Raw genomic sequence first — 20,961 nt, 5'->3', positions numbered from 1 at the left:
GCCATGGCGGCCAAAGCTCCAAGCATCAGCACCTTTGCGTGGGAAGGCACCGATAAAAAGGGCGCCAAGATCAAGGGGGAAATTAACGGCCAGAATCCGGCCTTAGTAAAGGCGCAATTGCGCAAGCAAGGAATTAACCCGCTCAAAGTCAAAAAGAAGCCCAAGCCGCTATTCAGCGCCGGTAAGAAGATCAAGCCGAAGGACATCGCCCTGTTTACTCGGCAGATGGCGACCATGATGAAAGCCGGCGTCCCCCTGTTGCAATCCTTCGACATTATTGGCGAGGGCTTTGAAAACCCCAACATGCGCACACTGATTGACAACGTCAAACAGGAAGTCGCTGCTGGTAACAGTTTCGCAGCCTCGCTACGCACCAAGCCGCAATACTTTGACGACCTGTATTGCAACTTGGTGGATGCCGGCGAGCAGTCTGGTGCACTGGAAACCCTGCTAGACAGGGTTGCCACTTACAAAGAAAAAACCGAAGCACTAAAAGCTAAAATAAAAAAAGCCATGACCTACCCAATTACTGTGATCGTAGTAGCGGTGATCGTGACCGCTATTTTGCTGATTAAGGTAGTACCGCAGTTTGAGTCCGTTTTCCAAGGTTTCGGTGCTGAACTGCCAGCCTTCACTCAAGTTGTGGTGAATATGTCACGAGGCTTACAAGAGTGGTGGTACCTCTTTATATTGGCCTTTTTTGCAATCGGCTTTACGTTTAAAGAGGCATACAAACGATCTGAAAAGTTCCGCAACTTTTTGGATCGCACGCTGCTGAAAGCACCTATCGTCGGTGACATTCTCTACAAGGCCGTGGTTGCTCGCTTTGCCCGCACACTGTCCACCACATTCGCGGCAGGCGTTCCCTTGGTTGAAGCTTTAGTCTCTGTTGAAGGCGCCTCCGGTAACGTTGTATTTCGCCAAGCGATAGCAAAGGTTCGCAATGACGTGTCCTCGGGTACCCAGCTGAATTTTGCGATGCGCTCCACCGGGGTATTCCCCAGCATGGCCGTACAGATGGCAGCCATCGGTGAAGAATCTGGCTCACTGGATCAGATGCTGGATAAGACTGCGGAGTATTACGAGGCCGAAGTGGACAACGCCGTAGATAACCTCACGACTTTGATGGAACCGCTGATCATGTCGGTACTCGGGGTGCTGGTCGGCGGTCTGATCATCGCCATGTACTTGCCAATTTTCCAGCTCGGCTCGGTGGTTGGCTGACTTATGGCACTCGACTTTCTGGCCGGCAATTTGCCGGCCTTTATTTGTGTATCCCTACTGCTGGGCTTGCTGATTGGCAGCTTCCTTAATGTGGTGATTTATCGCCTGCCAAAAATGATGCAGCGCGACTGGCGTGAGCAGGCACGTGAGATATTGGAACTGCCTGCGGAGCCTCAGAAAGAAACCTTCAACCTGGTATTGCCCAACTCAAGCTGCCCACACTGCGCCCATGAAATAAAGCCGTGGGAAAATATCCCGGTTATCAGCTACCTATTTCTGCGCGGTAAGTGCTCAAGCTGTAAAGCGCCGATTAGCCTGCGCTACCCACTGGTTGAGTTGAGCTGCGGCTTGTTGTCAGCATTTATTGCCTGGCATTTCGGCTTTACCTGGCAAGCCTGCGCGATGCTGGTGTTGACATGGGGCTTGCTGGCGATGAGCCTGATTGACGTCGACCACCAGCTGCTGCCCGACTCACTGGTGCTGCCGTTACTCTGGCTCGGTTTGATTGCCAATAGCTTTGGCGTGTTCACCAACCTGGAGGATGCGCTTTGGGGGGCGATTGCCGGCTACCTGAGCCTGTGGTCGGTGTACTGGCTGTTCAAGTTGGTAACCGGCAAGGAAGGCATGGGCTATGGCGACTTCAAGCTACTGGCCATGCTTGGAGCTTGGGGCGGCTGGCAAGTATTGCCACTGACCATTCTGCTGTCCTCACTGGTTGGCGCAGTGCTGGGCACTATCATGCTGCGTATGCGCAATGCCGAAACCAGTACACCGATCCCATTTGGCCCCTACCTGGCAATTGCCGGCTGGATTGCCTTGATCTGGGGTGAGCAGATCACCACCCGCTACCTGCAGATTGCCGGCTTTTAGCAATCGACGTAGCCCGGATGCAATCCGGGAAATAGTCAAGCAATTCGGGGAATAACCAGGTACACCCCGGATTGCATCCGAGCTACGACGTACTCGGATCGTGGCGGATTGTTCGCTTCGCTCCTGAATCCCCCCTACAATCGCGCCCTTGGATGATCGACGCGAGCGCCCTACATTGACGACAACCCCTTGGATTCTCGGCCTTACAGGCGGTATCGGCAGCGGCAAGAGCGCGGTTGCTCAGCACTTTATCGATCTTGGCGTGCACCTGGTCGACGCGGATCATGCGGCACGCTGGGTGGTTGAGCCGGGCAAGCCCGCGCTGGGCAAAATTGTCGAGCACTTCGGCAACGAGGTTTTACAAGCCGACGGCCAACTAAACCGTAGCGCCCTACGCGCGCGGATTTTTGCCGATGACACCGAACGCCGCTGGCTGGAAACCCTGCTGCATCCGCTAATCGGCCAGGAAATCATGCAGTACCTGGCCCGCGCAGCATCGCCCTACGCCATTCTGGTTTCGCCGCTGCTGGTTGAGTCAGGCCAGCACAAGCTGACCCAGCGCATACTGGTGGTGGATGCACCGGAACAACTGCAGGTGCAGCGCACTATGGCCCGCGACCAGAGTTCCAGCGAGCAGGTGCAAGCGATTCTCAAGGCCCAGGCCAGCCGTGAAGAACGCCTTAGCCACGCCCATGATGTGTTGCTCAATGACCGGGACTTGCCCTGGCTGCAAGCAGAGGTGGAACGCCTGCATACCTTTTACCTAACCTTACGCGGAGGCCAAGCATGAGCACGCCAACTTTAGTCACCTGCCCCACCTGCAACGCACCCGTCGAATGGGGCCCACAAAGCCCGAGCCGGCCTTTTTGCTCAGAGCGCTGCAAACTGATTGACCTCGGCGCCTGGGCCTCGGAAGAACACGCGATTGCCGGCGACCCAATGGAAGACGACATATTTTCCGGCGAACTACCGCCGCGCCAACACTGACCATCACGGCCGCATAAAGCTGTAGTCCCGCTCGTCATCCAGATTGTCAGCGAGAAACTGCAGCTCTGCGGCCAGATCCGCCGCAGTACGCCCGGCACGGCTACATTCGACTACCGCACTGAGCAGCGCGCGTAGCGCCATCGCCTGATCAAAACCCTGCCCCTCAACGCCCTGCAAACTGCGCTCGATCTCTTGCCTTGCCCACTGATGCACACCCATATCACGCCCTCCAATTTGGTGAACCAAGGATGATCTAGACGGCCCGGAGCAGTTTGATCTGGATCAAGCCACCTAGGCGGATCAGTGCGCTGAAGACTGCGCCATCAGCGCGCCGGATCATCATCCTTCCAGGGCGCAGCCAAGTAGCGCGTGCGGTTGAAGGTTTCCAGCCAATCCGGATAGAACACCACCAACGCCGTAACCAGCATGCCGTTGATAAAGGCCTCAGGGAAAATCACCAGCCAGAGATAGCCGATAAAATCCTCCAGCCAAGGCGGCATCGGAAACAAGCCATCCACCCAGAGCAGCGCAAAGGCAGCAATAATGCACAGCAAAGTCGCTAGCGCCGCAGCAAAAAAGCCACTGCAAAAGATATAAACGAATAGATTGCGTGGCTGCTTTTTCTCGACCCAGAGCGCGCAAGCCTCAGTCACCCCAACAGGAATAACCACCAGCAGCAGACCATTCACGCCGAGCGCCATAAAGTCCTGCCGACCCAAGGCCAGCAAACCCAACTGGGCGATCAAGCCCATCAGCATGGCCAGCGGCCAATCCAGCAGCAGCGTCACCGCCGTCATGCCAATAAAATGGTAAGACAGACCCGAATCGAAATCGCGCCGCACCAGCCACAACAGAAACAGCGCTAATGCTGTGCCGCCAAGCAGATGCTGGCGACGCAGATCACTGCACAGCTCGACCCAAGGTGCCCGCCAGATTGCCCAACACAGCAGTGGCAGATAAATCAGCCAGCCCAACAAGAGACTGGTAGAGGACAACAGTTGCTCGGCAATCATCCGGAATCACTCCAAACCTGTGATGCGAACGGTGCAGTCTACAACCGCACACCCAGACACGCTCAAGCGACAGATTAAAAGCCTGGAACATCCGCCGTAGAGGCTACCAATACGCTAATCATGCAGGCTAAGCTGACGACCATGGATGACTCAGATTACCTGCGTCTGCTGACGCACCAGGCCGAACAGGCCAACGCCTTCCTCACCAACGCACGCAAGTGGGAGCGTGAGCGCTGGGTTTGCCAACGCCTGCTGCAAGCGCTAAATGTCAGCCATCGCCTCGATGAATTCAGCGCTGCCGACCATGAGCCGCCCGACGTACTGTTCCGCGACGCCAGCTTTGAAGTGTTCTTCGTCCTCGACGAGGGCCGCCGCCTAAATGATGAATGGCGCGCCGAACTGGAACGGCGGCGCAGCGCGTTCTCTCTCAGCCAACTGGTACGCCGCGAAGCTAAGCCTAAACGCATCGCCGCCACCGAACTGCAACAACGACTGAGCCCGACCTTGCGTAAAAAAGCCCACAACTATAAAGAGCGCGGCCTTGATCTTGGCGAGCTGGACTTGCTCGCCTACGTCAACCTGAAGCGTGCCGTGCCGGACTTCAACAGCCACTTTCCGCCGCCAACCGAATTTCTTCGCCAAGGCTGGCGTTCGCTATCACTGGTGAGCCCGACCTTTGCTCGCGTACTGTTCGCCCACCCCGATGCACCAGACTTCCTGCGCCATAACCTTGGCCGCTCGGTGCTCTTTGATATTGGGATCAGTCTGTGAGCCCTCTGCATGAGCTGCTCGCCCAGGTGCCACAACAAGGCTGCGTGCGCTGGATTGGCGTACGCCCCGCCTCACGAGCAACGATGATTGAGCTGGATGCCGTCGAAGCGCGCCGCGAAGCCGGCCTCACCGGCGACCACAGCCGTCCAGGCCCACGTAATGCCCGACAAGTAACCCTGATTCAATGGGAACACTTGGCAGTGGTCAGCGCCCTAATGGGTCGCCCTGCCGAGAACCCGATCAGCGCAGCAGAGCTGCGGCGCAATATCGCCATCAGCGGCATCAACTTGTTCAGCCTTAAAGGTCGGCGTTTCCGTATCGGCCAGGCGATTTTAGAAACTACCGGCTGGTGCCAACCCTGCGCACGCCTGGAAGAACGCCTGGGGCTCGGCACCTTCCAGGCCATGCGCGGCCACGGCGGAATTACCGCGCGCGTGTTACAAGGGGGAATTATTCGCCTAGATGACGCCCTACGCGTTGAGCCTTTGTAAGCCACGCCGCTAAAATGCCAAGCACCTCAGCTGGCAATCAGCTTCAATCAATTGCCAACTCCCCCCTTATGCGAGGCACTCATGTCCAGCCGCCTAAACCCTGATGATCAAAAACGTGTCGAGCAATACCTCAGCGCGCCACAGCATCAGGTCGAACGCCAGCCGTTCAAGGTTTGGCGGCTGCTGCTGATCATCGTGATGATCACGATTGGCCTGGGTGTACTGAGCCGTCTTCTGAGTCGACTGGTGCTATGAGCTGCTTAGCGCTCGCCCACAGCGACTCGCCGCCTTTCCTTAAAAGCCTTATGAGCGTGCCTAATGACTCATCAAATTGTAATTGTCGGCGGCGGTGCCGGCGGACTGGAACTTGCCACCCGCCTGGGTAAAACCCTGGGTAAACGCGGCCAAGCCAAGGTCACCCTGGTCGACGCCAACCTGACGCACATCTGGAAGCCACTACTACATGAAGTAGCCGCCGGCTCGCTGAACTCATCCGGCGACGAGCTGAACTACGTGGCCCAGGCCAAATGGAATCACTTCGAGTTCCAACTGGGGCGTATGTGCGGCCTTAATCGCGCAGAAAAGCACATCAGCCTGGCGGCCACCCTGGACGACCAGGGCCAGGTACTGATGCCCGCGCGCGAGCTGAGCTATGACAGCCTGGTCATCGCCGTGGGCAGCACCACCAATGATTTCGGCACTGCGGGCGCGGCCGAGCACTGCCTGTTTCTCGATACCCGCGAACAGGCGGAACGCTTCCACCACCAGTTGCTCAGCCATTACCTGCGCGCGCACGCCAGCCAAGGTGAAGCCACCGAACTGATCAACATCGCCATCGTCGGAGCAGGTGCCACGGGCGTCGAACTGGCCGCCGAATTGCACCACGCGGCAAAGGAGCTGGCGGCCTACGGCCTGGACCGGATCAGCCCGGAGAACATGCGCATTACCCTGATCGAGGCCGGCCCGCGCGTGCTGCCAGCCTTACCGGAGCGCATCAGTAAGCCAGTTCAGCAAACGCTGGAGAAGCTCGGCGTCACAGTACTCACTGGCGCAGCGGTCAGCCAAGTGACTCGCGAGGCGCTGCATACTGCGCAAGGCCAGGTCATCCCGGCAACCCTGAAAGTCTGGGCTGCAGGCATCCGCGCGCCCGACTTCCTCAAAGAGCTAGATGGCCTGGAAAGCAACCGCATCAACCAACTGCAAGTGCGCCTGACGCTGCAGACCACGCGGGACGACAACATCTTCGTCTTCGGCGATTGCGCCGCCTGCCCACAACCCGATAGCGAAGGACGCAACGTTCCGCCACGCGCACAGGCAGCGCACCAGCAAGCATCATTGCTCGCTAAGTCGCTGAAGCTGCACATTGAGGGCAAGGCCCTGGGGGAATATCGCTATCGCGATTACGGCTCGCTGATTTCTCTGTCGACCTTCTCCGCAGTCGGCAACCTAATGGGCAACCTGACCGGCAGCGTCATGCTCGAAGGCTGGCTGGCAAGGATGTTCTACGTGTCGCTTTACCGCATGCACCAGATTGCGCTGTACGGCGTAACCCGCACACTCCTGATGATGCTCGGCGACCGCATCGGCCGCAGTACCGAGCCACGCCTTAAACTGCACTAAATACGCAGCGGGCAAGGCATAGCCTTGCCCGCCCCAATTAAACAGTGGCGACAAGAAATCGCAGGCAATAAAAAACCCGCACTAGGCGGGTTTTTTATCATTCAAGCATGCTTGAAATGGTGGGTCGTGTGGGATTCGAACCTACGACCAATTGGTTAAAAGCCAACTGCTCTACCAACTGAGCTAACGACCCAAAAATGGTCGGGGTAGGGGGATTCGAACTCCCGACATCCTGCTCCCAAAGCAGGCGCGCTACCGGACTGCGCTATACCCCGATGAAAGATTGGCTCCGCGACCAGGACTCGAACCTGGGACCCAATGATTAACAGTCATTTGCTCTACCGACTGAGCTATCGCGGAACTACTTGCTTCCTTCCTCAGAAAACCGAACCGCTTGTTAATTCGTTTCGCTTGTCTGAGGCGCGCCATTTTACGTTTTCGCGCGAACCTGTCAACCCCTAAATTTGCTTTTACTACAATGATTTGCAGCTGCGTGAAGGGCTGCTATATCTTCCTTATGCGTGCCCCATATATAGGGCGCTCACGCCGCAAGGCTCAGCCAGGAAAGTCCATGAGCAATCAGGGCACACCGCCCCTCTCCCCCTCCTCAGTACCGACCCTCGCCAATCGTGGCATTCAGCCACGCTTCGGTGAGCTAGTGCAAAGCTGCCGCAAGCTAGTAATGAATTGTCTGGCCGAACACCTGACAGGTGTGTTTGCCCAAGTGGACGACACGCTGTTCGAGTGCGCCGAAAAAGCCGAGAACAATCAGGTGCAAACCCTATTCTTCGACAACATGCGCGAGATCCGCCGACAGCGCCCACTGATAGAACGCAGCTACCACCAAAAAATCGCGCAGAACTTCTCTGACTTCCTTGAGGGCAAACTTAAACCGCCCGCCAACGACAGCGAACTGAATGCAGAGCAGATGGCCTTGGTGCAGAACGAGGATTACGAAGAGAGCCTGCAAGTCACCAATATGGTCAGCCGAGTCAAGGCTCGCTGTGCGCAGCCACTGTTTGCACTGGAGCAGCGCCTGGCACTCCTGAATAACGGCCAGAAGCTCGGCGAGGATCTAAACCCCTTCGGCCCGCAGATGATTGCCCAGGCCTTTCGCGATGCCCTGGCACCCTGCCCGTTTCCGCTGCGTATAAAGGTCATCCTCTACACTCTGTTTGACACCCATGTCATGCAGGGTCTGGATAGCATCTATAGCGCACTCAACCAGCGCCTGATTGAAGCAGGCGTACTACCCAATCTGAAATACAGCGCACAGCGCAACAACCAGCCAGCGCGCCACAAGACTTCGTCCACACCTGCGGAGACCACGACCGCGAGTGAAGGCAGCAACGATGGCAGAAACGCCAGCAGCACGGCCGGCGCAAAACCCGCCGGCCGCCAACACAATAGAAGCAACAGCGACCTAAGCGGCCCGCCGCCCGACGCACCACAAGAGCTACTCACTAGCCTGACAAACTTGCTAAGCGAGCATCGCCAGCGCAACTTTGATGCGCCACTGGCTGGCGGCTCCCGGAGTATTGCCAGCTTCACTCCGCGCGAGGCTAACAGCATCTACAGTGCCTCCGCGCTGCTGGACGCCCTCAACCGCATGCAGCAGCAGTCGAGCAACGACCTGTCGCAACGCCTGCAACATCCGCAACAGGTAGAAGGCCTAAAGGCCGACCTGCAACAACAACTGGAAGCACACAGCGAGCTGCCAGGCCAGCAGAAACTGTCCGACCAAGAGACCGACATAATCGACTTGGTCGGTATGTTGTTCGATTTTATTCTCGATGACGACAACCTTCCCGACACCTGCAAAACCACGCTATCACACCTGCACACGCCTTATCTAAAGGTGGCTCTGCAGGATAAAGCGCTGTTCACCCAGCATCACCATCCCGCCAGACGCCTACTTAATGCCATGGCCCAGGCTGGCGTCCTGTATGGCAGCGAAGGTGACGAGCGCGGCTTGCTGGCCAAAATGCAGTGGGTGGTCGAGCGGGTCATCCAGGATTTTTTCGGCGACCTGCAACTGTTTGAAAAGCTGCTGGAAGAGTTCAACGAATTTGTCACCACGCTCAAGCACAAGGTTGAATTACGCGAGCGCCGCGCTGTGGAAGCCGCCAAGGGCCGCGACAAGCTGCTCGGCGCTCGCCAACATGCAATCGAAGTTATCCGTCACTGCCTGAACAACCGCCAGCCACCGACCATCATCCGCAACTTTCTCGAGCTGACCTGGGCAGACGTGCTGGTATTCGTCCTGCTACGCAATGGCGAACACAGCAGCGAATGGCAACACGCCTGCGAGGCCGCCGAACAACTGGCTTGGAGCGGCACCCTGCTCAGTGAGGCAGACCGCGAGCGCCTGCAAAAGCTGCGCGTACCGCTACTGGAAAACCTGCGCAAAGGCCTGGAGTTGCTTGGCGGCTATCACGAAGACGGCATCCGCCGTTTGCTGCAGGACTTGGTGGCCTGCCAGCATGCTGTGCAAGCCAAACAACCCCTGGTCGCGGCCAAGCTCAACCCAACACTGCCGGAGAGCCCGCTAGGCGCAATGCTCGGCGAGGATGCGGCGCTGGCCACTCTCGCCCCACGCACCGCTACGCTCTCGCCGCGCGCCCAAGCACTCGCCAAAGAGCTAGGCCATATCGAGTTCGGGACGTGGTTTGAGTTCGTCAACGACCAGCAAGTGCGCACGCTCAAGCTGTCGTGGTTCAGCCCAACAACCCGCAATTACATGTTTGTTGACCAGAGCGGCCAACGCGTGGCCATCAAACCGCTCACCCAACTCGCGACTGAAATGGAACAAGGGCTGGCCCGCATCGTTCCTCTTGAACAAAGCGTACCGCTGGTGGACCGTGCACTTACCGTCATTTACCGCACCCTACAGCGCCTCACCGGACGCGCGGCTGAGCCTCAAGCATAAGGACCTCATATGAATGACGAACGCCGCTTACACAACCGGTATAACACCGGATTACAGCTCGAGGTCTTCGAACTGCACTCAGGCCAACGCCTGGGCCGCGTTGTGGATCTATCTGCCGATGGTTTTATGCTCTTCAGCGATACTCTGCTGACCGCAGACGAGTTGGTGGAGTGCCGCTTGGTCAGCGAACAGATGATTGATGGCATCTGTGAAATAACTCTAGGGGCCGACTGCCTATGGAGCCGTCCCGGTGCCAATGAGCAGCACTGCTGGGCAGGCTTTCACATCATCGACCTGGCCGATGACCAGGCCGCCGCGCTGGATATTCTGCTCAAGCACTTGTGATGCCGCACCATAAAAAACCCCAGCCAGCGTTGCTGAACCGGGGTATTTTTATTCGAGCCTAAGACATCGCTAGCAGTATCTAGCCGAAGACGATTTCATCCCCCTCAACCCGCCCGACAATGCTATCGCCTGGCGCGAACTTACCGGACAGAATCAACTGCGCCAGCGGGTTCTCGATCCAGCGCTGCACCGCACGTTTGAGCGGCCGCGCGCCGTAGACGGGGTCATAGCCGACGGCAATCAGCTTGTCTAACGCCTCAGCAGACAGCTCCAGGCTCAACTCGCGCTCAGCCAAGCGCTCACGCAAACGCCCCAACTGGATCTGAGCGATACCGGCAATCTGGTCTCGGGCCAGCGGCTCAAAAATCACCACCTCATCAATCCGGTTGATAAATTCCGGACGGAAGTGCGTGCCAACTGCGTCCATCACGGCGGCGCGCTGCGCCTCGCGATCCCCCACCAGCTCCTGAATCTGCGCCGAGCCGAGGTTGGAGGTCATCACAATCACGGTGTTCTTGAAGTCCACGGTGCGGCCATGGCTATCCGTGAGGCGGCCATCTTCCAACACCTGCAGCAGCACGTTGAATACATCCGGATGCGCCTTCTCCACCTCGTCCAGCAGAATCACCGAATACGGTTTACGGCGCACAGCTTCAGTCAGGTAGCCGCCCTCCTCGTAACCGACATAGCCGGGCGGCGCACCAATCAGCCTCGCTACGGAATGCTTCTCCATAAACTCGGACATATCGATGCGCACCAGCGCCTCTTCGGTGTCGAAAAGGAACTCCGCCAGCGCCTTGCACAGCTCAGTTTTACCCACCCCGGTTGGGCCGAGAAAGAGGAACGAACCACTCGGCCGATTCGGATCAGACAGCCCAGCACGGGAACGGCGCACCGCATTGGCTACGGCCACCACAGCCTCATCTTGACCAATAACGCGCTGGTGCAGCAGGCCTTCCATTTTCAGCAATTTGTCGCGCTCGCCTTCGAGCATCTTGCTTACCGGAATACCCGTCCACTTCGACACCACTTCGGCGATTTCTTCCTCCGTCACCTTGCTACGCAACAGCTGGTTCTCGCTCTTGCCGTGCTGATCAACCATCTGCAGGCTGCGCTCCAAGTCCGGAATAATGCCGTACTGCAGTTCGGCCATGCGATTGAGATCGCCCTTACGCCGAGCGGCCTCAAGCTCCTGACGCGACTGTTCGATCTTTTGCTGGATCTGCGCAGAGCCTTGCACTTCGGCCTTTTCCGACTTCCAGATTTCCTCGAGGTCAGCGTACTCGCGCTCCAGTCGGGCAATGTCTTCGTTGAGCTTGGCCAAGCGCTTGATAGCCGCCTCGTCGTCCTCTTTCTTCAATGCTTGAGCTTCAACCTTGAGCTGAATCAAGCGGCGCTCAAGGCGGTCGAGCACCTCTGGCTTGGAGTCAATCTCCATGCGAATACGGCTGGCCGCCTCATCGATCAAGTCGATGGCCTTATCCGGCAACTGGCGATCGGTGATGTAACGGTGCGAAAGCTTGGCTGCGGCGATAATCGCGCCGTCGGTGATAGCCACCTTGTGGTGGACCTCGTAGCGTTCCTTGAGGCCGCGCAGGATGGCGATGGTGTCCTCTTCACTGGGCTCATCGACCAGCACTTTCTGGAAGCGCCGCTCCAACGCCGCATCCTTCTCGATGTATTGGCGGTACTCATTCAGCGTCGTCGCACCAACGCAATGCAGCTCACCACGCGCCAGTGACGGCTTGAGCATATTGCCGGCGTCCATCGAGCCTTCGCCCTTACCGGCACCAACCATGGTGTGAAGTTCGTCAATAAACAGGATGATCCGCCCTTCCTGCTTGGATAGCTCATTAAGTACGGACTTCAGACGCTCCTCGAACTCACCGCGAAATTTGGCCCCAGCAATCAGCGCGCCCATGTCCAGCGACAGCAGGCGTTTGTCCTTCAGGCCATCCGGTACTTCGCCGTTGACGATGCGCTGAGCAAGACCTTCGGCAATCGCCGTCTTACCCACACCCGGCTCACCGATCAGCACCGGATTGTTCTTGGTGCGCCGCTGCAAGACCTGAATGGTGCGACGGATTTCATCATCACGACCGATAACCGGATCGAGCTTGCCTTCTTCAGCACGCTTGGTCAGGTCGACGGTGTATTTGTCCAGTGCCTGGCGGTTTTCCTCGACGTTCGGGTCATTCACCGCATCGCCACCGCGCAGATTGGTCACGGCATTTTCCAGCGCTTTACGGCTAACGCCCTGACCGAGCAGCAGTTTGCCCAGCTTGGTGCTCTCATCCATGGCAGCCAGCAGCACCAACTCGCTGGAGATGAACTGATCACCCTTCTGCTGCGACAGGCGATCCGCCTGATTGAGCAAACGGGCTAGATCTTGCGACAGATTGACGTCGCCAGACGGATTCTGGATTTTACCGAGCTGATCAAGCTCTTTGCCCAGCGCGAGACGCAGGCTATTGATGTCAAAACCGACCTGCATCAACAGCGGCTTAATTGAGCCGCCCTGCTGCTCAAGCAACGCCTGCATCAAGTGCAGCGGCTCAATGGCCGAGTGATCAAGGCCAACAGCCAAGGATTGCGCATCAGAGAGCGCGAGTTGCAACTTACTGGTTAACCGGTCAATACGCATAAAAATAACCCCTTAGTAATAGCAGGCCGGCGCACTGAATCGCACCAAACAGAAAGCCTGCAAGATGAAGAGTAGATGAGGTCGATTGTGCGGGTTTCAAGCCGAGCGGCGTTGATGGAGATCAGTAAAGCCAAAGCGCACGCCGTAGAAGGCGTGCCCCGACTCAATAACTCAGTTGCCGAGCCAGATCAGACTGGCAAAGCGCCCCGTTTGCGCCGAACGGCGGTAGGAAAAAAAACGTGGGTCGCTGACGGTGCAAAAATCGCCGCCGTAGACGGCCTCGACGCCGCGCGCGGCCAGTCGAATACGCGCCAACTGGTAGATATCCGCGAAAAATTTACCCTCGCTACCCCCCGGTTGAAACGCCGCTGCGGCCTGAGCATGCTCGGCGACAAAAATATCGCGTACTTCACTGCCGACCTCAAAGGCTTGTGGGCCAATCGCCGGGCCTAGCCAGACCAACACCTCATCACCCGGCACCGCCAATTGCTCCAGCGTTGCCTCCAGCACGCCGGCCGCCAAGCCACGCCAACCGGCATGTGCAGCCGCAACACGGCTACCCGCGCGATCACAAAACAGCACTGGCAAACAGTCCGCGGTCATCACGGTGCAAGCAACCGCAGGCTTACTTGTCCAACTGGCATCGGCCTCCAGCACCAGCGCTGGCGTAGCCTCGACCACCTTAATGCCGTGTACTTGCTGCAGCCAGGCGGGCTTACAACCGAGCAAACTGACCAAACGCTGGCGATTTTTCTGCACTGCCAGCGGGTTGTCGCCGACATGAGCACCCAAGTTACAGCTGTCGTAGGGCGCCACACTGACGCCACCACTGCGGGTGGTTACGTAGGTTTTCACTCTGGCCGGTGCGGGCCATTGCGGCGTTAGCCAGTCGTGCATCCTGTCACCCAATAAAGGCTTCGCGATCTTGTCGCAGTAACGTCAGCAACCAGACGAAATCATCTGGCAGCGGTGACTGCCACTTCATCCGCAAACCAGTGAGCGGATGGTCCAGCTCAAGAAAACGCGCATGCAAGGCCTGGCGCGGAAACTCCTTGAGAGTCTGCACCATGCTCGGATTAGCGGCTGGCGGAATACGGAAACGCCCGCCATAAACAGGGTCGCCTACCAGCGGGTAACCAATGTGGCTCATATGCACACGAATCTGGTGAGTACGGCCCGTTTCCAGCTTGACCCGTGTATGGGTATGCGAACGGAACCGCTCCAGCACGCGATAGTGGCTGACGGCAGGCTTGCCACCATCACTCACCGCCATGCGCTGACGCTGCGAAGAGCTGCGGCCGATCGGCGCATTGATCTTGCCACCGGAGGTGATCACACCAATCACGATACATTCGTAAATGCGGCTGACCGAGCGCTTCTGCAACTGATCGACCAGTTGGGTCTGCGCTTCGATGGTCTTAGCCACCACCATAAGGCCGGTGGTGTCCTTATCCAGACGGTGGACAATCCCCGCACGCGGCACATTGATGATGTCCGGCACATGGTGCAGCAAGGCGTTGAGCAAGGTGCCATCGGCGTGGCCGGCGGCTGGATGCACGACCAGGCCGGCGGGCTTATTGATGACCAAGATTTGCTCGTCTTCATAGACGATGTCCAACGCAATGTCTTGGGCAACCCACTCACCCTGAGCTTCCTGCTCAGCCTTGAGGGCCAGTTGCGCACCGCCGTGGACGATGTCGCGTGGGCGCAACACCTCACCATCGACGGTCAGCAAACCCTCTTTGATCCAGGCAGACAGACGCGAACGCGAGTGCTCGGCGAACAGGAGTGCGGCGACTTGATCGAGGCGTTGACCGCCCATTTCATAGGGCACCTCGGCGTTCAGTTGAATAATCTGCTTATTAATAGAGGACATGCTCGGCAACAGAAGGGGGTCTAGCCTTTGGTTTCGGCTACACGCTTGTGGTTAAATACGGCGTCTTTGTCCCTGGGGTACCAGGGGCGCTCATCATAACAGGACGGCTTTGCTCAAGACAGCCGCCGTCACAGGGACGCAAGCCGCCATGCAAGTGAAACACCTGCTGCTGATCGCAATCCTCGCTCTCACCGCCGCCTGCTCATCGAAACAGGTGGTTGACGAAAACCTGAGCGAAGCCGAACTCTACCAGCAGGCTCAAGCCGACCTGGATAACAATAGCTATACCGCTGCGGTATCCAAGCTCAAGGCACTGGAGTCGCGCTATCCGTTCGGCCGCTATGCCGAGCAAGCGCAGCTGGAGCTGATCTACGCCTACTACAAGAACGTAGAACCGGAAGCAGCTAAGTCGGCAGCCGACCGTTTTATTCGCCTGCATCCGCAGCATGTCAACGTCGATTACGCTTACTACCTCAAAGGCCTGGCCTCATTTGACCAAGATCGCGGCCTGATTGCCCGCTTCGTTCCACTGGACATGACAAAGCGTGACCCAGGCGCCGCCCGTGACTCCTACAACGAGTTCGCGCAGCTCACCAGCCGCTTCCCTAGCAGCCGCTACGCGCCAGACGCCAAGCAGCGCATGATTTACCTGCGCAACCTATTGGCCGCCTATGAAATTCATGTAGCGCATTACTACCTGACGCGTAACGCCTACGTGGCCGCCGCCAACCGTGGCCGTTATGTAGTAGAGAACTTCCAGGAAACACCATCAGTCGCCGATGGCCTGGCAGTAATGACAGAGGCCTACCAGCGCCTGACTCTGGACGAGCTGGCAGCCACTAGCCTGGAAACCCTCAAACTCAACTATCCAGAGCACCCAAGCCTGGTCGATGGCAAATTTGTGCCCCTCGAAGAAGAAACTGACAGCCGCTCCTGGCTGGCCAAAGCAACACTGGGTCTGATCGAAACCGACACCCCACTGCCGCCAGGCGAAACCCGCGCCAGCCAGGACGTGATTCGCCAATACGAAGACGCTGAAGAGCAAATCCCAGACGAACTCAAAGCTGGGCAGACAGAAGAGCAACCTAGCCGATCGTGGTTCAGCTACATGACCTTCGGCCTGTTTGACTGAGTAAGGGAGCGCATAAGCAGGGAGGCCATACGCCTCCCTTTTTTATTGCGGCTGTCCCCACACACCAAGACGCTGAAACACCTGCGCAAAACAACGCCTGGCTCACTGTTTCTACGCTGGGCGCACACCGGCGGGTTAGCTAAACTGCCGGTTCACCGAGAAGAAGAGAGCGCCATGGGTCTGTTCCGCTTGCTGTTCTTGATTGCCATCATTGCCGGCGCTTTCTGGTTGTGGCGACGTTTTAGCCGCGCAACTACAACGCGCGCAAACGCTCGGAGTTCAGCAGCACAAGCTGCGCCGATGGTTCGCTGCCAGCACTGCGGCGTTCATGTGCCACGCAATAACGCACTGGCACATGGCGAACAGTGGTTCTGCAGTCAAAACCACCTTGAGCAAGGCCGTCGCCGCGATGAGCACTGACTTCGCCCTGAGCGGAGAACAAAGCTGGCGAATCTTACGGATCTACCACCTTTACCGGCTGGTTATTGGCATCACCCTAGTGTTTCTGGTCTCCAGCGAGCTAGACGCCGAACTGCTGGAAATGGCCTATCCGACGCTATTCCGCGATGCTAGCTGGCTGTATCTAGCCCTAAACGCCCTGATCATCGCCACCGTACGTCGCCCCAAACGCTTGGCCCAGGTTTTCAGCCTGGCACTGGTTGATGTAATCCTGCTCTCCGGCCTGTTCTATGCTGCGGGCGGTACGCCCAGCGGCATCGGCAACCTGTTAATTGTCGCCGTCGCCATCGCCAACATCCTATTGCGCGGCCGTATTGGCCTGTTGATTGCTGCCGTCGCCGCCATCGGCATGATTTACCTAACCTTCTACCTCAGCCTTAGCCGCCCGGCTGCGTCCAGCCAATATGTGCAAGTCGGCGCATTTGGCGCCCTGTGTTTTGCCGCTGCACTGTTTGTGCAGGGCCTGACCAGTCGCTTGCAAGACAGTGAAAGCCTGGCAGAAAAGCGCGCCACCGATGTGGCCAACTTGGAAGCGTTAAACGCACTAATTTTGCAGCGCATGCGCACCGGCATCCTGGTGCTGGATGAAATGCATCGAGTGTTGCTAGCGAACCAGGGAGCCAACCATCTGCTCGGGCACTCTGACCTGACTGGCAAGATCCTAGATCCGCACTGCCCTAAACTGATCAAGCGTATGCAGCAATGGTCGCACAACCCCAGCTTACGCCCCGCCAGCCTGCAAGCCTTGCCAGACGGTCGCATACTGCAACCAAGCTTTATCGCCCTGCAACGCGGCGAGCAAAAGCACACACTGGTTTTTCTCGATGACATCTCGCAGATTGCCCAACAGGCGCAACAACTAAAGCTGGCCTCACTGGGTCGCCTGACGGCCGGCATTGCCCATGAAATCCGTAACCCTCTGGGCGCAATCAGCCACGCAGCGCAACTGCTACAAGAGTCGGAAGAACTGCACGGCCCCGACCTGCGTCTCGCCCAAATCATCCAGGATCACTCGCGGCGTATGAACCTGGTGATCGAGAACGTCCTGCAACTCTCGCGTCGAAGGCAAGCAGAACCGCAACTGCTTGACTTGAAATACTGGCTACACCGTTTTGCCAGCGAATTTCGCACCAGCGCAACCCCGAACCAGACTCTGCATCTGGAAACCTGCAGCGGCAGCATCCAAACGCGGATGGACCCACATCAGCTCAGCCAAGTGCTAGGCAACCTGGTGGAAAATGCTCTGCGCTATAGCGCCAAGAAGCACAAACAGGGGCAAGTTTGGCTGAAACTGTTCCGCGACCCAGACAGCGAGCTGCCAGTACTTGAGGTACTGGACGATGGCCCGGGGGTTACTGAAGAACAACTGCACCACCTGTTCGAGCCCTTCTACACTACGGAAAACAAAGGCACCGGCCTGGGCCTGTATATTTCCCGCGAGCTGTGCGAAAGCAACCAGGCCCGCCTCGACTATAAACTGCGCGAAGTTGGTGGCAGCTGCCTGCGCATCACCTTCGCCCACCCGCGCAAACTGAGCTGACCATGACCCGCCAGAGAGCACTGATCGTCGATGACGAACCTGATATTCGCGAACTCCTAGAGATTACCCTCGGGCGAATGAAGCTCGACACCCGCAGCGCACGCAATGTCAAAGAAGCCCGCGACTGGTTGGCCAAAGAGCCCTTTGACCTGTGCCTGACTGACATGCGCCTGCCAGACGGTACAGGCCTGGATCTGGTGCAGCACATCCAGCAGCGCCACCCAAACGTTCCGGTGGCGATGATCACCGCCTACGGTAGCCTGGATACAGCCATCAACGCCCTGAAGGCTGGCGCATTCGACTTCCTGACTAAACCAGTTGATCTAGGTCGCCTGCGAGAACTGGTCGCCGCCGCATTGCGCCTGCGCAGCGCTGATGGGCAAGAGTTGCCCGTGGACAGTCGCTTGTTTGGCGACTCACCACCCATGAAAACCCTGCGCAAACAAATCCTCAAACTAGCCCGCAGCCAGGCCCCGGTATACATCAGCGGCGAATCCGGCAGTGGCAAGGAACTGGTTGCCCGCCTGATCCACGAACAGGGCTCTCGCAGCGAACAACCCTTCATACCGGTCAACTGCGGCGCGATCCCTACCGAGCTGATGGAAAGCGAGTTCTTCGGCCACAAAAAAGGCAGCTTCACCGGTGCCATAGAAGACAAGCAGGGCCTATTTCAAGCTGCCAATGGAGGCACCTTGTTCCTCGACGAGGTGGCTGACCTGCCACTACCCATGCAAGTCAAACTGCTGCGCGCGATTCAAGAAAAAGCCGTGCGAGCGGTAGGCGGACAGCAGGAACTGGTGGTCGACGTGCGTATCCTTTGCGCCACTCACAAGGACCTGGCCGCCGAAGTCTCCGCCGAACGCTTCCGCCAAGATCTCTATTACCGCCTCAACGTAATCGAGTTGCGCGTGCCTGCCTTACGCGAACGCCGTGAAGACATTCCCCTACTCGCGGGCATCATGCTCAAACGCCTCGCCGAAGGCACCGGCATAAGCGCCGCGAAACTTGACGACGAGGCTCTGGAAAAGCTCAAGAGCTATCGCTTCCCTGGCAACGTGCGCGAACTAGAGAACATGCTCGAACGCGCCTACACCCTGTGCGAAGACGACTGCATTAGTGCCAGCGACCTGCGCCTGGCGGACAGTTGCGGCCCGAGCGAAACCGGCGAAACCGGCCTTGCACAGATCGATAACCTAGAGGACCACCTCGAAGCCATCGAACGAAATCTCATCATGCAAGCACTCGAAGAAACCCGCTGGAACCGCACCGCCGCCGCCCAGCGCCTGGGACTTAGCTTCCGCTCAATGCGCTATCGGCTAAAGAAGCTCGGCATCGACTGAGGCAGCAGACCGCAGACGCCCCACGCTATGTAGGAGGGGCTTCAGCCGCGAGCACCTGAAGCCCCAAAGCACTCAACCTGCCAAACCCAACCGCCCTGCAGGCGCGTAAGGCGCGGGATCGACAATCGGCTCACGCCCCAGTATTAAGTCGACCAACAACTGACAAGACGCAGGAGCCAGCACCAAACCGTTGCGGTAATGCCCACAATTCAGCCACAAACCATCATGCCCAGGCACAGGACCAATAAACGGGATACCCTCTGGCGAGCCAGGCCGCACTCCCGCCCAATGCCCCACCACCTCGGAATCAGCCAAACCCGGTAACAGATCAACCGCCGAAGCCTGCAAACTGCACAGCGCCTCATCCGTTGGCACCTTGTCGAAACCGACATATTCAAGCGTGCTACCAATAAGAATGTGGCCATCACGTCGCGGAATTGCATAACGGCCTTTAGCCAGCACCATGCTCGGCAAAAAGTTCTCAGCACATTTGTACAAGATCATCTGCCCTTTGACCGGCACCACCGGCAACTCGATGCCGAGGGCCTTCATCAGCTCACCGCTCCAGGCGCCAGCCGCGAGCACCACCTGATCGGCATACATGTCACCCTGTGCCGTACGCACACCCGTAATGCGCGCGCCCTCACGAATAAAACCACTAACCGCACAGTGCTCATGCAAGGTGACATTCGGCATCTGTTGCAACGCCGCCCGCAACGCCTTGACCAACCGCGGGTTACGCACATTCGCCACATCCGCCATCTGCACGGCTCGCTCAAAGCCTTCAGCCAGCGCAGGCACCGCCCGCTCTACCGCCGCGACATCCACACGCTGCAGCGGACGCCCCTCACGCTGCGCCCAGGCAAGCGCATCAGCCTCATCATCAAGATCAAGCCAATACAACCCAGTGACATACACCTCCGGATCAATCTGCGTCTGCGACAGCAACTGCCCACCCAACCAAGGATAAAAATCCTGCGACCAATGCGCTAGCGCCGTTACCGCGGGGCTGTAACGCCAGGGATAAAGCGGAGAAACAATCCCGCCACCGGCCCAAGATGACTCGGTACCGGCGTGATTGCGCTCCAGAACAGTTACATGCACGCCACTAGCTGCCAAGCCATAGGCACTCAAAAGCCCCAAAACCCCAGCACCAACGATCACGACACGTATTTCATTACAACTTGGCATTGAAAAAACCTGCTCTACACTGACTCAAGTAGCGTGTGATAATTGCCCTAGCAAGGAAGCTAGAACTATGAATAGGATGATCGGTCAAACACTGGCTGAACTGACAGTGTGCGTATTTTTTAGCGGGATCATATTTACAATGGCGATCCCCATGTTCAGCTCAACTATACAGCGCAACCAACAAACCCAGAGCATCAACCAAATGCTGGGAGCTCTGCACTATGCTCGCAGCTCAGCAGTCTTGAGAAACAAGACGACTACAATCTGCTCCGGTAATACGTCCTGCACCCCAAGCAAGCAGTGGCACAGACACTTGCTTGTCTTCGAAGACACCAATGAAAACGGTCAACTGGACGCAGACGAAAAACCTCTACAACAATTTCATATCGCTAAGGATGCTCTGAAGTAGCCCTGTATTTCCGGTCGACTTCAGCCCTTGCTGATTTTTAAAACGGCAACTGACCAAAAAACGATCAGTATCTCGCATATTTCAGTGTTTTTAGCCGCTGCGAACGCTTCGCAGCGGCTA

The 20,961-nt window shown here is 57.6% G+C and carries 21 protein-coding genes and 3 tRNA genes; 15 read left to right on the top strand and 9 right to left on the bottom strand.

The genetic code is table 11. The annotated features are described in order from the left end of the window. The first annotated feature begins 3 nt into the window (after positions 1–3). The 4 genes from VCA57_RS18330 to yacG all read left to right on the top strand — a co-directional run bounded on the left by VCA57_RS18330 (position 4) and on the right by yacG (position 3,081). Entirely contained in the window at positions 4–1,224 is a 1,221-nt protein-coding gene (locus VCA57_RS18330) for a type II secretion system F family protein (protein ID WP_411186505.1), read from the top strand. A gap of 3 nt (positions 1,225–1,227) precedes the next feature. Continuing rightward, entirely contained in the window at positions 1,228–2,094 is an 867-nt protein-coding gene (locus tag VCA57_RS18325; RefSeq protein WP_411186504.1) for a prepilin peptidase, read from the top strand. A gap of 175 nt (positions 2,095–2,269) precedes the next feature. Next, complete coding sequence (coaE, locus tag VCA57_RS18320; protein WP_411186503.1) at positions 2,270–2,884, top strand: dephospho-CoA kinase; 615 nt, start codon at positions 2,270–2,272, stop codon at positions 2,882–2,884. Beyond that, on the top strand, positions 2,881–3,081 hold the full coding sequence (gene yacG, locus VCA57_RS18315; RefSeq protein WP_411186502.1) for a DNA gyrase inhibitor YacG: 201 nt from the start codon (positions 2,881–2,883) through the stop codon (positions 3,079–3,081). Before coaE ends, yacG begins: the two co-directional genes overlap by 4 nt. A 3-nt stretch (positions 3,082–3,084) precedes the next feature. Here the strand turns inward: yacG and VCA57_RS18310 are convergent, their stop codons facing one another. Together VCA57_RS18310 and VCA57_RS18305 are read right to left on the bottom strand one after the other, a co-directional pair. After that, positions 3,085–3,300 (bottom strand): hypothetical protein, encoded by a 216-nt coding sequence (locus VCA57_RS18310; protein WP_411186501.1) that lies wholly within the window; start codon positions 3,298–3,300, stop codon positions 3,085–3,087. A 104-nt stretch (positions 3,301–3,404) separates the two neighbouring features. Beyond that, a complete protein-coding gene (locus VCA57_RS18305; RefSeq protein WP_411186500.1) occupies positions 3,405–4,094 on the bottom strand; it encodes an energy-coupling factor ABC transporter permease in 690 nt (229 codons plus the stop codon). 141 nt (positions 4,095–4,235) lie between these two features. Here VCA57_RS18305 and VCA57_RS18300 point away from each other — a divergent pair, with 141 nt between their 5' ends. From VCA57_RS18300 to VCA57_RS18285, 4 genes are all read left to right on the top strand, one after another. Further along, a complete protein-coding gene (locus tag VCA57_RS18300) occupies positions 4,236–4,865 on the top strand; it encodes a DUF1780 domain-containing protein (RefSeq protein WP_411186499.1) in 630 nt (209 codons plus the stop codon). Next, entirely contained in the window at positions 4,862–5,356 is a 495-nt protein-coding gene (locus VCA57_RS18295; RefSeq protein WP_411186498.1) for an MOSC domain-containing protein, read from the top strand. The genes VCA57_RS18300 and VCA57_RS18295 overlap by 4 nt, the downstream gene beginning before the upstream one ends. An 81-nt stretch (positions 5,357–5,437) precedes the next feature. After that, complete coding sequence (locus VCA57_RS18290) at positions 5,438–5,611, top strand: DUF3094 family protein (RefSeq protein WP_397492611.1); 174 nt, start codon at positions 5,438–5,440, stop codon at positions 5,609–5,611. A gap of 63 nt (positions 5,612–5,674) precedes the next feature. Beyond that, positions 5,675–6,976, top strand: a complete 1,302-nt coding sequence (locus VCA57_RS18285; protein WP_411186497.1) for an NAD(P)/FAD-dependent oxidoreductase — start codon at positions 5,675–5,677, stop codon at positions 6,974–6,976. Between the two features lie 117 nt (positions 6,977–7,093). Here VCA57_RS18285 and VCA57_RS18280 read toward each other — a convergent pair. The 3 genes from VCA57_RS18280 to VCA57_RS18270 all read right to left on the bottom strand — a co-directional run bounded on the left by VCA57_RS18280 (position 7,094) and on the right by VCA57_RS18270 (position 7,336). Beyond that, a tRNA-Lys gene (locus VCA57_RS18280) sits at positions 7,094–7,169 on the bottom strand. Positions 7,170–7,174: 5 nt separating this feature from the next. Beyond that, positions 7,175–7,251: transfer RNA gene (locus tag VCA57_RS18275), tRNA-Pro, on the bottom strand. A gap of 9 nt (positions 7,252–7,260) precedes the next feature. Beyond that, positions 7,261–7,336, bottom strand: a tRNA-Asn gene (locus tag VCA57_RS18270). A gap of 211 nt (positions 7,337–7,547) precedes the next feature. Here VCA57_RS18270 and VCA57_RS18265 point away from each other — a divergent pair. Both VCA57_RS18265 and VCA57_RS18260 read left to right on the top strand, forming a co-directional pair. Continuing rightward, positions 7,548–9,905, top strand: a complete 2,358-nt coding sequence (locus VCA57_RS18265; protein ID WP_411186496.1) for a DUF1631 domain-containing protein — start codon at positions 7,548–7,550, stop codon at positions 9,903–9,905. A 9-nt stretch (positions 9,906–9,914) separates the two neighbouring features. Continuing rightward, positions 9,915–10,250, top strand: coding sequence for a PilZ domain-containing protein (locus VCA57_RS18260; protein ID WP_411186495.1), 336 nt, complete (start codon positions 9,915–9,917; stop codon positions 10,248–10,250). 79 nt (positions 10,251–10,329) lie between these two features. On the opposite strand, the gene clpB is transcribed toward VCA57_RS18260, so the two are convergent. From clpB to rluD, 3 genes are all read right to left on the bottom strand, one after another. After that, positions 10,330–12,894: an ATP-dependent chaperone ClpB gene (clpB, locus tag VCA57_RS18255; RefSeq protein WP_411186494.1), complete on the bottom strand. Its 2,565-nt coding sequence runs from the start codon at positions 12,892–12,894 to the stop codon at positions 10,330–10,332. A 171-nt stretch (positions 12,895–13,065) separates the two neighbouring features. Beyond that, entirely contained in the window at positions 13,066–13,791 is a 726-nt protein-coding gene (gene pgeF / locus VCA57_RS18250) for a peptidoglycan editing factor PgeF (protein WP_411186493.1), read from the bottom strand. 4 nt (positions 13,792–13,795) lie between these two features. Continuing rightward, positions 13,796–14,770 carry a 23S rRNA pseudouridine(1911/1915/1917) synthase RluD gene (gene rluD / locus VCA57_RS18245; RefSeq protein ID WP_411186492.1) on the bottom strand — a complete coding sequence of 325 codons (975 nt, stop codon included), beginning with the start codon at positions 14,768–14,770 and terminating at the stop codon, positions 13,796–13,798. A gap of 148 nt (positions 14,771–14,918) precedes the next feature. On the opposite strand from rluD, the gene VCA57_RS18240 reads away from it, so the two are divergent. From VCA57_RS18240 to VCA57_RS18225, 4 genes are all read left to right on the top strand, one after another. Continuing rightward, on the top strand, positions 14,919–15,902 hold the full coding sequence (locus tag VCA57_RS18240; RefSeq protein ID WP_411186491.1) for an outer membrane protein assembly factor BamD: 984 nt from the start codon (positions 14,919–14,921) through the stop codon (positions 15,900–15,902). A gap of 174 nt (positions 15,903–16,076) precedes the next feature. Beyond that, positions 16,077–16,322 (top strand): PP0621 family protein, encoded by a 246-nt coding sequence (locus VCA57_RS18235; protein ID WP_411186490.1) that lies wholly within the window; start codon positions 16,077–16,079, stop codon positions 16,320–16,322. Continuing rightward, a complete protein-coding gene (locus VCA57_RS18230) occupies positions 16,312–17,901 on the top strand; it encodes a sensor histidine kinase (RefSeq protein ID WP_411186560.1) in 1,590 nt (529 codons plus the stop codon). Before VCA57_RS18235 ends, VCA57_RS18230 begins: the two co-directional genes overlap by 11 nt. A 2-nt stretch (positions 17,902–17,903) precedes the next feature. Further along, the gene (locus VCA57_RS18225) at positions 17,904–19,241 is read left to right on the top strand and encodes a sigma-54-dependent transcriptional regulator (RefSeq protein ID WP_411186489.1); all 1,338 of its coding nucleotides are present in this window, start codon (positions 17,904–17,906) and stop codon (positions 19,239–19,241) included. 72 nt (positions 19,242–19,313) lie between these two features. On the opposite strand, the gene thiO is transcribed toward VCA57_RS18225, so the two are convergent. Then, a complete protein-coding gene (gene thiO, locus VCA57_RS18220; RefSeq protein ID WP_411186488.1) occupies positions 19,314–20,432 on the bottom strand; it encodes a glycine oxidase ThiO in 1,119 nt (372 codons plus the stop codon). 67 nt (positions 20,433–20,499) lie between these two features. Between thiO and VCA57_RS18215 the strand changes: the two genes are divergently transcribed. Further along, a complete protein-coding gene (locus VCA57_RS18215; RefSeq protein WP_411186487.1) occupies positions 20,500–20,841 on the top strand; it encodes a GspH/FimT family pseudopilin in 342 nt (113 codons plus the stop codon). The last annotated feature ends 120 nt before the right edge of the window (positions 20,842–20,961 follow it).

Source organism: Pseudomonas sp. (assembly GCF_046581935.1).
GTDB lineage: Bacteria > Pseudomonadota > Gammaproteobacteria > Pseudomonadales > Pseudomonadaceae > Aquipseudomonas.
Note: the sequence above shows the minus strand (reverse complement) of the source record. Positions and strands in the feature narration are given on the sequence as shown.

What these genes read in the sequence shown, in the direction of transcription:
- VCA57_RS18330 (WP_411186505.1), top strand. Translation starts at nt 4, where the DNA reads ATGGCGGCCAAAGCTCCAAGCATCAGCACCTTTGCGTGGGAAGGCACC.
- VCA57_RS18325 (WP_411186504.1), top strand. Translation starts at nt 1,228, where the DNA reads ATGGCACTCGACTTTCTGGCCGGCAATTTGCCGGCCTTTATTTGTGTA.
- yacG (WP_411186502.1), top strand. Translation starts at nt 2,881, where the DNA reads ATGAGCACGCCAACTTTAGTCACCTGCCCCACCTGCAACGCACCCGTC.
- VCA57_RS18310 (WP_411186501.1), bottom strand. Translation starts at nt 3,300, where the DNA reads ATGGGTGTGCATCAGTGGGCAAGGCAAGAGATCGAGCGCAGTTTGCAG.
- VCA57_RS18305 (WP_411186500.1), bottom strand. Translation starts at nt 4,094, where the DNA reads ATGATTGCCGAGCAACTGTTGTCCTCTACCAGTCTCTTGTTGGGCTGG.
- VCA57_RS18300 (WP_411186499.1), top strand. Translation starts at nt 4,236, where the DNA reads ATGGATGACTCAGATTACCTGCGTCTGCTGACGCACCAGGCCGAACAG.
- VCA57_RS18290 (WP_397492611.1), top strand. Translation starts at nt 5,438, where the DNA reads ATGTCCAGCCGCCTAAACCCTGATGATCAAAAACGTGTCGAGCAATAC.
- VCA57_RS18285 (WP_411186497.1), top strand. Translation starts at nt 5,675, where the DNA reads ATGACTCATCAAATTGTAATTGTCGGCGGCGGTGCCGGCGGACTGGAA.
- VCA57_RS18265 (WP_411186496.1), top strand. Translation starts at nt 7,548, where the DNA reads ATGAGCAATCAGGGCACACCGCCCCTCTCCCCCTCCTCAGTACCGACC.
- VCA57_RS18260 (WP_411186495.1), top strand. Translation starts at nt 9,915, where the DNA reads ATGAATGACGAACGCCGCTTACACAACCGGTATAACACCGGATTACAG.
- clpB (WP_411186494.1), bottom strand. Translation starts at nt 12,894, where the DNA reads ATGCGTATTGACCGGTTAACCAGTAAGTTGCAACTCGCGCTCTCTGAT.
- pgeF (WP_411186493.1), bottom strand. Translation starts at nt 13,791, where the DNA reads ATGCACGACTGGCTAACGCCGCAATGGCCCGCACCGGCCAGAGTGAAA.
- rluD (WP_411186492.1), bottom strand. Translation starts at nt 14,770, where the DNA reads ATGTCCTCTATTAATAAGCAGATTATTCAACTGAACGCCGAGGTGCCC.
- VCA57_RS18240 (WP_411186491.1), top strand. Translation starts at nt 14,919, where the DNA reads ATGCAAGTGAAACACCTGCTGCTGATCGCAATCCTCGCTCTCACCGCC.
- VCA57_RS18235 (WP_411186490.1), top strand. Translation starts at nt 16,077, where the DNA reads ATGGGTCTGTTCCGCTTGCTGTTCTTGATTGCCATCATTGCCGGCGCT.
- VCA57_RS18230 (WP_411186560.1), top strand. Translation starts at nt 16,312, where the DNA reads ATGAGCACTGACTTCGCCCTGAGCGGAGAACAAAGCTGGCGAATCTTA.
- VCA57_RS18225 (WP_411186489.1), top strand. Translation starts at nt 17,904, where the DNA reads ATGACCCGCCAGAGAGCACTGATCGTCGATGACGAACCTGATATTCGC.
- thiO (WP_411186488.1), bottom strand. Translation starts at nt 20,432, where the DNA reads ATGCCAAGTTGTAATGAAATACGTGTCGTGATCGTTGGTGCTGGGGTT.
- VCA57_RS18215 (WP_411186487.1), top strand. Translation starts at nt 20,500, where the DNA reads ATGAATAGGATGATCGGTCAAACACTGGCTGAACTGACAGTGTGCGTA.